Below are 14,094 nucleotides of genomic sequence, written 5' to 3'. Positions count from 1 at the left end.
ATGGATGTTCAGGAGCAAACGAATGATCTGGATCATTTTACATCACAGCTATCGGCGCGTATTTGGGGGCATCGCTTCCGTGATAGTCAGCGGGGGCCCGAGTATGTTCTTGAGTTTCTGAACGTACTGTTTGGTGCGGATTACTCGTTTAGCAGTGATTCCTATATTCGGCGCAAGTCGGAGGGGCTGCGCAAATTCATCTTTGAAGGAGTCAAGGCGGGCGGCGGCGGGGATACTTTGGTGCTTGACGAGGAAGAAAAAATGAGGTTGTCACAAGCGGTGCCGGAAGCGGACCGCTATGCGCTGAAGCAATTTTTGCGTAACCAGGAAGTCATCCTCTATAACCTAACGGGCAAGGAAGCGGACCGATCGTGGTATGCGAAGTCGCTGTACCCTCTTCATCAGTCGCTTTTATATGTAGAAATGCGTAAGAAAGGAAAGAAGCTGCAATCGGAGCGAAACTTCTATGCGCGTGGCGGGGAATTGTATTTCTTGATGCTGTCGCATGGGACAGATGGAGAGCCTCAGCGCAGGGCATTTATTGAATCGCGCATTGCCAATCTACTGACAAGAAACAAGGCCATTGAAAAAGTGGTGGAGAAAATTACAGGTGCCTTTGAAATTCGTGAGAAAGAAGAGCGAGGGCAGTTGTATGCAAAAAAAACAGGGACCGGGAAGAATGCTCCGGATGAAGTACCCATGCTGCCTTCTTCAGCCTACGAGGAGAATAAGCAACTGTTCACGCAGTTTGCTTATGAGCTTGAGCGATTGTTATTGGTCGATATCGAAATTCTGGATATGTTTCATCTGCTGACCTCGCTTGTTTGTTTCCAGTTAGCCCGGTACATGCATGAGCGCTCGCTGCAAGAGGACTCGGACCACTTGTATTTCTGCGATTGTCTGGAAGGCGGTAATAAACCGTTATTTCAGCAGTCTGCACGTATTTTTGACGAGCATGAGAATTTAATAAAAAGTCGTTTTGAACGCGAGTTTGAGCAGAACTTCAGGCATGCGGTAGGGCAGCCTGAGCAGATTGCAGAACAACTCCCGGCTTGGAAGTTGGATCCTGATGCGTTCATCGATAAGTTGGGTCTCAAATCGATGGTCAAACGCAAAGAAGCGATCAAACGTGTACTAGCCAAGTGCGTCACGACCGATGATGTGTTGACGAAGCTGTATTCGGAAGTACGCGAAGCGGTGTCTGAGCAAATGAAGAAGCACCAACTGAACGTTACACGTACACTTTCACGTGATGGGGGCTTTGCGACGTTCCGTCGGGGTTCAGGGGCAAATTACCGGTACACGATCTCGGATTCGTTTCTGCAAATGCTTGTGTTCACGAAGGTAAGGCCTAAGGAAAAGATGGAATACCACGAATTCCTTGAGACGCTCTACCAGGATTATCACATCGTGATCGGCGAACAGCAGGCAAAGAGCAGTGGACTCTATACCAGATCGAAGCTAAATGTGCGGTATTTTCAGGAAAATGAGAAGGCGCTCCGCAGTAAGCTCAAGCTTAATGGGCTGTTGGTGGAATTCTCAGATGCGACCGCGATGATTCACAATCCTTATGCCAGCGCGATGGAGGGCAGCTATGTCTAATTCGAATCAGGTGCTGCTTGGTAAGTGGATAGTGGAATTGGTCAGGCAGTACAGCAAGGAACAGAAAAATCAGAACGGCGATAAGTTGTTTATCAAAATATCTGGTGTCGACGAAGCAGTCTGGCCAGCGGTAATTGGTGAACTGCAGGCAGCAGAGGCCGAGCTGGCGGCTGTCTATAAGCCTGTAATTCGCACGCTCTCTCCCGTGGCGGGTTTCGAACGTTATGGGTGCCGTGAGCATGAGACAAGCACATGGTTACGCAACAATACGGCAGCCGGTCATGCATTGATTATTGCGATGACGGAGCATTCAGCTGAGGCACAGAGTTTGGAAAACATTTTCACGATTGATGAAGCCAGATTGATGCGAACAGAGGGTCTGTCGATCCTGTACAACATGTTGGCTGAGACGTATGGTATCTACGGTCAGGAGCTGGAGATGCTTCGCAATTTTTTTGTTCTATATGCCAAAATCGCTGAGCCCCAGTTACGCAATGTCTTGTTGTTTCTTGAGGCGGTTTTATGTCATCCCGAGCAGTCGATGGTGGACAATATCAATCGTAATCTGCCGCAGTTGCAGTTGTTCCGTGATCGTTCACTAAAGTTCTCTAAAGAAGGGGAGCAGAGGTTACGCAAAAATTACCAGCTGGCCCGCCTGGAGAAAGACGGTAGATCGGCAAGCAAGGAAGACATGATTGAGAATTTATATGCCTTTCTTGCCAAAGAAGAGGAAAATGGATACTTGCATGAGGTTTGGGAGAGTGTCGAACCGGACGCTTTCAAGGAACAAGCGCTGTCCTTTATCCATCATCACAAACCGCAGTTCTTGTATTATGAATTTGAGGTGGCACATCAAGCGCTGTCCTTCAAAATAAAAAAGCAGAAAACGCCGGAGAAGCTCCGAGATTTCACGGATACACTGGGCACACCGCTTGATGCGAAGCAGAAGCAAATACTGGCGGAAGCGCTGGAAGCGATTGATGAGGGCAACAACCCTGATGTAATCCAGTCGTTTCTGGACGAATTCACACAGGAATTGCAAGAGAATAAGCCGCTGCGTAAGGAGCTGGAACGAATTGCAGAACGCCAGCGCCAACTGCATGAATATACAGAGCTGTCCGAGGCATTGCTGCAGGAAAGTTTCCGCTTGCTGGAGGAGTTCAGTGAGGAGGATATGCTTGAGCCGGCGCAGACACATTTTGTGCTGAAAGTTGCAAGCAAGGTGAGCGAGGGACAGCGCAAGATGCTCGCTTTCCATTTAGGTCATTTGGAGAAACTGACGGGCAAAATACATTTTGACGCCAAATCGCTTGAGGAGGCCATCGGTGAGAAGGACAAGGAGAGCGATGTTTCGTTTCAACTGATGCTTGTTGCCAGAGACAAAGCCATCAAAAAGAAATTCAAGCTGCTGCAAGCTGGCAGCGGCCAATTGGCGGCGTTGTTAGGCGTGCTGGAGGAAAACGGACATGTGCCTTACGTCCGCGAATACGCCGGCCGGGTTACTCAGAAAGTGGATGTGCTGGCTGAGGTAGGGAAGCGGGTATCTGGATATATCGCTACCGAGCAGGCTAGGGGGGAACACAAGACGCAAATTGCCTACGACCATTTTGTCAGCTTCTTGACGGGATATACCGCTTTGTTACAAGAAATCGTGGTACATGGTCTGGGTAGCCTGGACGTAGATGCATTGGAACAGGCGCTGGAAGAAGTGCTGACCGGCATTCAGACGTCCATCCTTGCCAGGGATGTGTATCAGTATGTGGGCTTATTGGGAGCGATTGATCGACTGAGCTGTCAGTCGCATGAAGTGGGTTACCCTCACGAGCGCACGCTGACGCTGCTGAATCCGATTCGCTTGATTAGCTATGCCAAACGGATGGCTCGTTTGAAGCTGGAACTTCTCGCGTGGATGGACGGTTTGTCTGAAGGGCGGCTGGCGGCGGGCCATCTGAGCGATTACATTCAGAGCATCGCTGAAGCGACGGCGCATCTTTCGCCTGTTTATTATGTCCTGGAAGGGACAAACGATCAGTACCTGATCGAGCGGCAGGCTAGCATGGGCGAAGGCGTCTTTACCTTGAATGGACAGCGCAGCGGGGAGGACCAACTGGTCGACACGTTTGCCGAAGAGTTTCTGAGCACGGTAAAGACTTATTTGGAAGTGTATCCTTATGCCAAGGACTGCTTGGACTTCGTCTTCCTTTACTGTTCACATGCCAAATATATCGTTAAAGCTATTGATACCGTGCTGAGACATACGTCGATCAGGAAGATCAAGGCGACGATTCACAGTGATCAATGCGGCGCTGAACTTCATGCTTCCTTGAATGGCTGGCTGGCTCAGGAAGAATCTTACATACAGAAGGTAAACGGCTTTCCACGAGTAGAGATTCAGATTATTGCCGAGCAGGAAATTAACAAGATCAAGGCAAGTATTACAGGAGCGATTCAGGACGCCGATATTGGCGTGTTGGTCAACTATTTTGGCCAAACCGCAGGCATTCAGTACAAGCTGGAGAAAGTTCGAGTGGAGCCCTCCACAGACTGGTTTGAGACAATCTACAAAGAACCCATGAAGAAGGACGATGCAGTCAAAAAGATCAGCTTCATCAGCGAGAAGCTACCGAAAGTGCTGCAGTTGTTCTATCAGCTGCAGGCGGTGCTGCAGACGAATCAGGTCATGGAGCCCGAGGAGCATTTCTTGCTGCGTAATGTGATCTCCCTGCACCGTACGGAGGATGCTTCGCTTATTACCTTTATGCACCAAACCTTCAACTGGTCGTTGTTCATTGACCGATATTTAGATAAATCGCTGCTGCGCAACGTTTCATCGGAAGCGCAAATCATCAAGTACAAATCCAAAGTAGGTAAGAATAAAGAATTTCGCTCGATTCTCTCGTCCTCCAAGTATATTCGGAAGCTAGTCCATGGCACAGTGGACCACGCTTACTACGATCGGTTGTATCAGAAGTTCGTGGTACTGCTCAAGAACGATCATATTGATCGCCGCAAGTTAGTAGAAGCGGTCGAGAAGGTTCAGGAAATTTCCGGAGGCGTCGTGCTTCGGGCGATAGGACCGGGCAAGTTCGCGCATGAGCTGATGGCCATGTATTTATCCACGCAGGCCCGCGTGCGGACTGATGGGGATGCGCTGACAGTTTGGTCGGTCTGTGACGAGCTACCATGGTTTCACGGTTCCCAGCGGCGACCGGATTTGGTCGGCACTCGCATTACTCGTGACGGAGAACGCATCAGGGTTCATTTTGATCTGATCGAAATGAAATTTATAGCTTATGGCAGCTTCGAGGCGGAACGCTACGATGCCATCAAGCAGGTGCGGGCGGGGCTTGAGCTTTACCGCAACCGGTTCGATTTTGAGCAGTTGAGCGCAAGCGCCGAGTTGATGCGCAAGGAGCTTGTCTATTATTTGCTCGAGTTTGGTGTATATTCGGTGGAACATTCCGTGTTGCTTAAGGAACTGCAGGATATTTCGCTGCAACAAATTGACGTGTCGTTCGCTGGGGCCATCGATACGTTCGTGTACACGTCAAATCTGCTTGAACGCACGTTGATGGCAGATCATCAAGGTGGATATCAGACGGAGCTATTGTACAACGAATTTGTGAATCATATTTATAACCGGTCGTATATTTTAAAAGCGCTTGGCGCTTCGGCCGAAAGTATTGATCCGGATTATTCGGAAGTCGAACAAGCCGAAGAGATTGTAGCAGGCAAGCTGACGTTTACGGAAGTGAAGGACGAGGAAGAAGGTAATGCTCGGCAACTGACGACAGAATTGCCGAGCCAGGCCAGGACGGCAGAGCTTGACGAAGCGAGCGAACGGCTTGAAGAGCGCAAAGAAATAGCTAGTACTGTTGGGCAAATCGAGCGGTTTGATGAATCTGAGTGCATAGGCAGCGCAGAAACAGTCTATGCCCTGGCTGAGCTGAGTGAAGCTCGTGCGTTGGTCGCTGCCGCCAAGGCGCCATCTGAGGCGGTCAATCCTGAGCAATTGGCATTGGCCGGTGAGCTTGCTCCGATTGCCGGTGAAGACGAAGACCTCGCGTTGTTGGTCGAAGGCTACCACCGCAAGCTGCGCGCCAATTTCCATCAGCTCGGCATTCGTATCACGATTACGGACACGGTCGTTGGCGTGAGTGTCATTCGTATCATGCTGCAAATCCCGATCGATAAGCCCTTCAGCAGCATTGAAAGCAGAGCGCAGGAAATTCAGCTTTGGTTGGACTGCGGACCGCCGCTAATCAAGATTAGAGGCGGTAAAATCAACATTGACATTAATCGCTATAAGCCGGCTGTTGTTTATTTCGAGGCCTTCATGCAGCAGGTGAGAACACAAGTGCTGGCCAACGAACTGGAAGGTCGGTTAATAGCACCGCTTGGCGTTGGTCAATTGAAAGAAATGATCTACATGGATTTCTCCAGTCCCGAGACTCCACATTTGTTGATAGGGGGGAGGACGGGCAGCGGTAAGAGTGTAACGATCAATTCAATCATTCTCGCCATGATGTGCTTGTATGAACCGCAGCACGTGCAATTTGTTTTCATTGATCCAAAGAAGGTCGAATTCAGCAAATATAAAAACAAGCGACACACTTTGCAGGTCATTATTGAGATTGAAGAAGCCGTCACTATGCTGGAACGGCTGGTTGACGAGATGGAGCAGCGGTATGCGCGCTTTGAACAAGCGGATGTGAACAGCATCGATCAGTATAATCGAGCAACCGGCGCCAAGCTGCCGAGGTTGGTTATCGTGTTTGATGAGTTTGCTGACTTCATGCTGCAGAATAAAAGCTTAAGCAGCCGTGTTGAAGGCGCCATCACTCGCTTGGGTGCCAAGGCTCGCGCAGCAGGCATTCATTTGCTAATTTGTACGCAAAGCCCGAAAGCCGATATCGTGCCGACCAATATCCGCAACAACCTGCCGGCAAGACTGGCGCTAAGGGCGACGGATCATCACGCGTCGAAAATCATTTTGGACGAGGAAGGAGCGGAACGGCTCGGCGGCAAGGGTGATTTCCTCGCCCGTCTGGATCAACCTGACGTGCTACGGGGCAAGAGTCCTTTTCTGACCGATAGCGTACAGAACGCGTTGCTTAAATTTTTTAACGAAGATCGCTGGGAAGGATGAATTCGCTCTATGCGTTTTGGACATCATCAGAGTTTCTACTTGCGGGTGAATTGGTTGTCAAAAGCGATCCGGATGCTGCTCGAGGATGAGCAGGGCGCAAGGTTTTTCTACGACGACTTCGGCTTTGAACGCATTGGACTGGGGCGTAATATGGTGAAGTCGCTGAAGTTCTGGTCGCTGGCGACGGGTGTGATCGCGGAAGCGAAGAACGAGGAAGGTCGGCCGATTAACGTCATCACTCCGTTCGGCCAGTTGATGCATCGGCACGACCGCTTTATCCGGCTGCCGCTAACCTCGGGGCTGTTGCATTATTTTCTTGCATCGAATCGGGATCAGGCCACGACGTGGTATTGGTTTTTTAATGAATATGCGTCTCGCTCCGCAACGAATGAGGAACTGCATGCAGCTCTCACGGAGTGGACACGGCAACAGACGAGCAAGACGGTTTCCGCGGGCTCGCTCAAAAAAGACCTCGACTGCCTGAGGCAACTGTACACGATTCGCTCGCGTCAAGAGGACGATCCCGAGGAAGTAGTGGCAAGCCCGCTCACCGGGCTGCATTTGCTGCATGAAATCAAAGAGCAGTTCGTGAAGCGGACACCGGAGCTGATGGATGTGAGCATTGAAGCGCTCTACTTTGCATTGTTGGTGTACTGCCAGAGATCGCAGGTTAGCAGTGTGACATTGGAGGAGCTACAATACAAACCGCTGCTGTGGGGCAAAATGTTCAATTTGAGCTCCAATCATATCCTTGATGCGCTCACGCAATTGGAAGCAGATCCCCGCTATCCAGTGCATTTCGTACGAACGAACCAGATCTACAACTTAACGGTTGAAGCCGAAGATCCATACGCGTTCCTGGAGAAGGCTTATGAATGGAAGGCGGCGGCGCGGTAATGGCTCGTTATAAAGCAAGTATTAACATACAGTTTGATCTTACCAATGAAAGCCTGATAGATCGCTATTTGCTGTCTACTTCGCATGCAGATGTGCTACGAGGCATTCTGGAAAGTGTGGAAAGTCCCGAGGGCATGCACTCCCATCTGCTGGTCGGCCCCTATGGGACCGGAAAGTCGCTAGTCTCGGCGATTGTGTGCCAACTGTTTTCCCGCCAGTTTAACGCCGATTGGTGGGACAAGCTGCTGCGGCAGGCTGACCGCTACGATCAGATACTGGCTGATCGGCTGCGGCGGTTGCCGCCATTATCGCTGGCTTATCTGCCCGTGATCATTAACGGCAAATCGGGGGAGCTACGGACAATCATCAACGCTGCGTTGCACAGAGCGCTGCAGCAGGCAGGGTTGAACGTGACGACGCCGAACGAAGTTCACAGCATTCTCACCACGGTGGAGCGTTGGAGACAATTGTATCCCCATGCATACAGTGCGTTTCGGGAGCATTTGGCTAGCCTGAAGCTCGAAGAGGCAGAGTGGCTGCGGCAGGTGCAAGGGTACAGTGAGGAGCTAATCGCGGCGTTCATCGACTTCTATCCTAGTGTGACCTCGGGTACAGCTTGGAGCGTGGGGCATGAAGAACATTTTACCTATAATATCGAGCGCTTGCTAGAGGAGCTGAGGCAGCATGGACAAGGTATTACGCTTGTCTATGATGAATTCGGGCGCTTCCTGCAGTCACTGAGGCCACAGGATGCGATCCGCAACATGCAGGATTTGCAGGACTTGGCAGAGCTCGCGAACAGCGTGCCGAATCTGCAACTGCTGCTGGTCGGTCACAAGCATATCCGCCAATACGCCGCACAAAGCAAAGAACAGATTCGTACCGAGTTTGAAAAGGTGGAAAAACGCTTTCGTCATTACCAGTTGGAAACAGACGCTGTCACTTATTTGCGTCTTGCCCAGGAGGCGGGAACCGAAATCAATGCACATAGCCTGATCTCGGCAGCAGAGAAAGAGACTTTTGCTAATCTGCAGAGCTATCCGTTATTCACCGAGTTCACACCTTACCAGTTGGAAAATTACATCCTTCAGGGCTTGTATCCGCTGCATCCTGCAGCTGTTGTTATACTACCGTTCTTATCCAATGTGTTTGGTCAAAATGAACGAACGCTTTTCTCCTTCTATGGCGACGATGAGCGTTACGGATTGCGTGACCACGTTACCCAGGAAGACGGATACTATTATGCGGACAAGCTGTTCAGCTACTTCGACATGGATCACGCGGACCAACCCGATCAGCCGGCGTTGCTGTTGTATCGCCGGATCGCGCCTTATCTGGCACGGAGGGCTCCGTTACAGACACGTATCGCCCGCCTGCTGACGCTCGGCGCAGTCAGCCGCCTGGCACAGAAGCAGCAGATGAGCGCAGCGTTCATTGCTTTTGCACTTGGTGTAGCTGTTGACGAAGTGGTGGAAAATCTTGCGCAGTTGGCAGCGCTCAAGATTGTGCGCTACAACGAGGTGCGACTGCAGTGGGAGCTACATGACGGCAGCTCAGTGGATATCGACAATGTCATTGCCGAGCGTGTGGCGACGCTGGCACTGAGCCGCAAAGCGGCGGTCGAGTTGTTGGGTAAGCATTTGCCGACGCCGTATGTGCTGCCCAATGAATACAACGATCGGATGTATATGCTTCGCTATGCTACGTATCGATTTGTCTGGTTCGATCAACTGGAGCAGGAGGTCGCTCCGTCCACGCCAGCGTTAGCGGATGACGAGGTTTTGCTCGTCCTTTTTGATGATGAGGAGCAAATGCAGCAAGGAGCGACACAATTAGAGCGCCTGAAACTTGAGCAAATTTGCGCGATTCCTTCATTCGTGGCTGAACGCGTGTGGCCGAGCCTGAGGCAGTATGCGGTTATCGAAGCACTGCTCCAGGACAGCTCTTTCACGGCTCAGGATGCCCGGCTGAAGAATGAACTTCAGTATCTTCAGCAGCAGACGAGCTCACGAATTCGGCAATTCGTGGAACCCTATGTGTCATTTGAGCAGTTGAGGTGGTGGGTAAATGGAGAACATCGTGAATTGCGCTCTGTCGTTGAGTTGGAAAGATTGCTTTCGGAGCGTCTAGAAAATACGTATACGGGTACGCCGCAAATTCGCAATGAGGCGTTTAACCGCAATCGCATCTCTGCGATTCAGAAACGGGCTGTCATCGATGTCATCAACCGACTGATCTGTCAACCGGAGGAGCCAAACCTCGGTATCACCGGATACGGACCAAATTATCTCATCTATGTCAGCACGTTGAAGAACAACGGTTTTCTGTGTGAACCAGGCGGGGGGCTACAGCCGGATTCTGGCTTGCAACCTTTGGCTATGGAGTTGATTAACCATATCCGACAGAAGCCATTTGGCTCGCTAGCTGACCTCGTGCGCATTTTGAAAGAGCCGCCCTACGGCATCCGCGCAGCCGTCATTCCAGTACTGTTTGTGGCGCTGCTGCGCGGGCATTGGGAGCAACTGCTATTCTATGCCGGAGATATGCTTACTACGCACCTAAACGGCGAGTCCGTCTATGAGCTGATTGAGCGAGCAGACGATTATGAATACCGCTACTTCATTCTGACGTCGCAGGAAAAAGGGCAGCTTGCCCGCATTGGTGCGCATTTTGGCTTACCCGTGGAGGAAGCGACAAGTTTCTTACGTGTTACGGACGTTATGCTCGCTTGGTTGCGCGGGCTGCCGATGTTTGCCCAAATCACGAGCCAGTTGTCTACGGGGACGCAGCAGATTCGGGCATATATCCGCGCGACGGAGACGGATCCGTACCGGAACATCCGGTTACTCGCCGCGATGGAGCCACAGCTGGTTGAAGCTCGCACTGAGCTAGAGGGCTTCATGGACATGAATCGGGCTCAATTGGAAAGCGAGTTGTTCGCTTTGGCCGGTGTAGATTCCGCACCGGCGTTCGTGCAGGAACTATTGCGGCTGCGCGGCGCCGCAATAGGGCTTAATAGTCGGCTACAAACGTTGCCGCTGGGCGCAGGTATGGAGGAACGACTGCTGGAGGGACTCATTGAGCATATGGTGGGAGTAGGGCGGAAAGCATGGTCGGACGCGACGCAGGAGCTTTTTGGCAAACAGATGAAGTATGAATGGGAGCTGTTGCTGCCGGCGATACAGGTGGCTGCAGGGATGAGCGCCGAAGTCGATCTGACGCAGCCACTTTCCAAGAAATCGCAGACACTGTATGCGAATGTGAAAAACATTCTCAAACATGGAGGCCGCGATGTGCCGCCCCAGGAACTTAAGCAACTACTAATGAAGCTATTGCAGGAAGTGTAAGCTGATCTTACAGCCAAGGAGGGAGAGCTGACTATGGTTGAACGCAAACCCATCCATGTTGCCATGTACAGCGGGGGAGCATCCTCCGCGTATGTCGCTTATCATATGGTTAACACGTACGGTAAGGAGAACTGCATGCTCTTTTTTACGAACACGCTGTGGGAGCATGAAGATAATTATCGATTTATGCATGAGGTTGCGGATTACCTGGGGCTCGAAATTACGTACCGTACTGACGGGCGGACGCCGGAGCAGGTATTTTACGACTACCGTTTCATGGGTAATTCAAGGCTGGCCAAGTGCTCGGAAGAGCTGAAAGTGCGGCAAACACTCATCTTCCTTGAGGAACTACGTTCGGACCATCAACTTGAGCCTGTGCTCTACTTCGGTATCGGACGCCATGAGCAGCACCGTGCGGTCAATCTCAAAAACTTCTACGAGCACTACCCGCTCGAGCCTGTTGAGACTCGGTTTCCCTTAATCACGACATTCCGAGAAGAGGTTGATGCAAAGAAAATTATCGAAGACAAATGGGGAATTAAGCTGCCTCTTATGTATGAGCTGGGCTTCTCTCATGCTAACTGCGGTGGACGTTGTGTCCGTGGCGGCTTTCAGCACTACGCTCATCTGTTGCAGACGTGGCCGGATGTGTACCGGGAACAGGAAGAAATGGAAGAGCAGTTTCGGGAGCATTTTGACAAGGACGTCTCGATTTTGAAAAAAAACGGTGGTCCCTACACGCTCCGTGAATACCGTGAGTTGCTCGAGCGTGAAGGAGCGGCGTCTTACTCCGCTATGGAAGAAGATACCGTGCCTTGTGTGTGTACAGTATAAATATGCCGAATGACTCGCTGCCGCGGTTATAAAACCAGTGAATTCCAGCATACTAGTAACTATCACAAAGAAACGGGTGATAGGGTATGGTGGAATTCTCGTTTTTGCAAGAAGATCAGGTTGTGCTGATTGCCTATCATTTCTACAAATGCTGTTTTTCCATCCGCGATGCGCGAACGAAGCGCATTCTCGGCTACGCTGACAGCATTGTTGTCACCAACGTCACGTTTGTCGTTCGCCTTTCGGGCCAGCGACGTGCACGCCGCGACAAAGAGAAGAACGTGCATGCGTTCGTCCGAGGTCGATTCCAGCGTGGGTTACAGATGCTGGGAGCCGGAGATGCCCCCCTGCGGGAGGCGTACTACAATCCGTACACCACCGACGGCTTCATTGATCGGAAAACGGCGAAGTTGTTGTCTGGTGCAGCTATGGCAAGGTGTGAGGGGAAAAGAGTGTATTATTGGGGGCACTTAATATCTTATTAAGAAGAACCTCACTCCGAGTCCTTGAGGGGAAGCGTGTGTTTTGTGCGTTGCGGGTAATGCTTGAGCATTTTGAGCAGGTGGTTCGGCTATCGAAAAGAGCATGCGGAAGCGATACGCATAAGGAAGGATACACGGCACGTGCAGGAGTAGGCCGAGGCAAGGGGGAGTCATTGTTGGCTTTGCCGGGAGACGCTGTGAAGGTATGTAAGATCAAACGACAATAGTAACACAGCTTGGAGGGAGAAGGAGCGGTTCGTCGCCCCCATCCGCAAGCTGCTGTCGAAGGAACGTCCATCCCATCATCTACTCCAACTATGTATAACCGCACATGAACAAAAAAAAGACCGCCGCGGCGGTCTCATATCAAAAGCTTCAAGAACTGCCAATACCTCCGAGAAACTGGCATAGCTTTGCACAGCCTTTCTCTTCTAAAGAGACCTTGAATTGATAATAGTAAGTTTTTGTATGTTGCCGCGAGACAATCTCGGTGGGCTGGCTGCTTTCTACACAATTCGGGAATAGGAACCCGATATGCTCCGCATCAAATAACATTCGATAACTCAGGAGCTGGTGAGTATCTTCCCTTGCAGAAAATTTGTTGTCACTCCTCTTATATTTTACATCGAATACGATATATTTAGCTTCAGATTGGTCCCCTTCAAGCTTCATGTACTTGAGCACAATATCGGGCCGGACATTTCTCATCAAGTAAATGTTTTCGTTGCGGTGAATCTCATGCGGTTTAAAATAAGGCTCAAGCGATATATGCCAATCCGGGTTTTTCTTCAACTCTCGCTTGATCACCGCCCTCACATAAAACTCAAACAGCTTCTGCATATTGATGGCATATGGGGTAATGTAACCTACATCCTCCACTTCGCCGTCGGCTCGAATCGAGATGCCTTTGATGACCATCTTCGCGGCCTCCAGCACCGGCTTGTAATAAGCGTAAAACCCGGCGGCTTTGGCGGATCTGAGCTCGGCTTCCGTTATGTTCTTCAGGCTTACATGCTCCAGTGCCTTATTACAATAATGTACCGCTTGCCTGATCTTCTGCAGTGAGTCCGTTGAGACATGGCTGAAAAATCGATTCAAAAACCGGTTTGCTTTATGGAGCGCATATTTCAAAATCCGGTTCTCAAGGATGTCCATGCTATACACTTGATACCGGCAATATATACGCTCAACTCTTGCTCTCGCCGCATTATGTTTAATATTAGGGGATACCAGTATTTTACCTTTGACCTTGCCGGTTAAATTCTCCTCGTGTTGCTGCATCGATCCCATGAGCGGCTTCCTGCACACCGCCTTCAAGCCGTTAAGAAAAAGCATAACCGTTAATAGGCTGCTGTCTTTCATAGCCTCATGAGCTAAAGGGATCAGCGGTTCATTCGGATAAAAGTAAAACAGTTCATTGTCCAGGATATCCTTGGATTCCTCCGTGCTTCCCTTCAAAAGCGCCCTTTCCGGCATTAAATATTGCGCGAATTCGTCATCGTCCTGCAATTCATTCAACATGGCGAGTGGCTCCAGTCCCGGAAAACGAGGCACTACCCGCAGGATGCACTCCCGTCCTTCTTTATCGAGCACCCTTCTGCCGTTTGCCTTTAGCCTGCATACGCCGACATATCCCTTCGCAAGGTAACGGCCTTGTTGATCCTGATAGATTCCAAGGTTGGTGTAAGGATGATGCCGGTCGCTGAGGTCCAGGTCTGTCAGCCAGTCTGGCAATTTGTTGAGGACAGACCAGTCGTTTCCTGGGAAAAGCTTATTTTTCATG

The 14,094-nt window shown here is 50.7% G+C and carries 7 protein-coding genes; 6 read left to right on the top strand and 1 reads right to left on the bottom strand.

The genetic code is table 11. From position 1 onward, the window contains the following. From EYB31_RS06450 to EYB31_RS06425, 6 genes are all read left to right on the top strand, one after another. On the top strand, window positions 1–1,602 hold the full coding sequence (locus tag EYB31_RS06450; RefSeq protein WP_131012456.1) for a hypothetical protein: 1,602 nt from the start codon (window positions 1–3) through the stop codon (window positions 1,600–1,602). Next, entirely contained in the window at window positions 1,595–6,751 is a 5,157-nt protein-coding gene (locus tag EYB31_RS06445) for an FtsK/SpoIIIE domain-containing protein (protein ID WP_165452257.1), read from the top strand. Before EYB31_RS06450 ends, EYB31_RS06445 begins: the two co-directional genes overlap by 8 nt. Before the next feature lie 9 nt (window positions 6,752–6,760). Further along, the gene (locus tag EYB31_RS06440) at window positions 6,761–7,648 is read left to right on the top strand and encodes a DUF4007 family protein (RefSeq protein ID WP_131012454.1); all 888 of its coding nucleotides are present in this window, start codon (window positions 6,761–6,763) and stop codon (window positions 7,646–7,648) included. After that, on the top strand, window positions 7,627–10,995 hold the full coding sequence (locus EYB31_RS06435) for a hypothetical protein (protein ID WP_131012453.1): 3,369 nt from the start codon (window positions 7,627–7,629) through the stop codon (window positions 10,993–10,995). Before EYB31_RS06440 ends, EYB31_RS06435 begins: the two co-directional genes overlap by 22 nt. Window positions 10,996–11,028: 33 nt before the next feature. Continuing rightward, complete coding sequence (locus EYB31_RS06430; protein ID WP_240762124.1) at window positions 11,029–11,829, top strand: phosphoadenosine phosphosulfate reductase domain-containing protein; 801 nt, start codon at window positions 11,029–11,031, stop codon at window positions 11,827–11,829. An 86-nt stretch (window positions 11,830–11,915) separates the two neighbouring features. Continuing rightward, window positions 11,916–12,314: a hypothetical protein gene (locus tag EYB31_RS06425; protein WP_131012452.1), complete on the top strand. Its 399-nt coding sequence runs from the start codon at window positions 11,916–11,918 to the stop codon at window positions 12,312–12,314. Between the two features lie 372 nt (window positions 12,315–12,686). Here EYB31_RS06425 and EYB31_RS06420 read toward each other — a convergent pair whose 3' ends face one another. Beyond that, on the bottom strand, window positions 12,687–14,093 hold the full coding sequence (locus EYB31_RS06420) for a 5-methylcytosine restriction system specificity protein McrC (RefSeq protein WP_131012451.1): 1,407 nt from the start codon (window positions 14,091–14,093) through the stop codon (window positions 12,687–12,689). Window position 14,094 lies beyond the last annotated feature (1 nt).

The organism is Paenibacillus thalictri (assembly GCF_004307995.1).
GTDB lineage: Bacteria > Bacillota > Bacilli > Paenibacillales > NBRC-103111 > Paenibacillus_AF > Paenibacillus_AF thalictri.
This window is presented reverse-complemented; position numbering and strand designations above follow the sequence as displayed.

Bases quoted from the DNA above. Each gene is read 5' to 3' on its own strand.
- EYB31_RS06435 (WP_131012453.1), top strand. From the start codon at position 7,627: ATGGAAGGCGGCGGCGCGGTAATGGCTCGTTATAAAGCAAGTATTAAC.
- EYB31_RS06420 (WP_131012451.1), bottom strand. From the start codon at position 14,093: ATGAAAAATAAGCTTTTCCCAGGAAACGACTGGTCTGTCCTCAACAAA.
- EYB31_RS06430 (WP_240762124.1), top strand. From the start codon at position 11,029: ATGGTTGAACGCAAACCCATCCATGTTGCCATGTACAGCGGGGGAGCA.
- EYB31_RS06440 (WP_131012454.1), top strand. From the start codon at position 6,761: ATGCGTTTTGGACATCATCAGAGTTTCTACTTGCGGGTGAATTGGTTG.
- EYB31_RS06450 (WP_131012456.1), top strand. From the start codon at position 1: ATGGATGTTCAGGAGCAAACGAATGATCTGGATCATTTTACATCACAG.
- EYB31_RS06445 (WP_165452257.1), top strand. From the start codon at position 1,595: ATGTCTAATTCGAATCAGGTGCTGCTTGGTAAGTGGATAGTGGAATTG.
- EYB31_RS06425 (WP_131012452.1), top strand. From the start codon at position 11,916: ATGGTGGAATTCTCGTTTTTGCAAGAAGATCAGGTTGTGCTGATTGCC.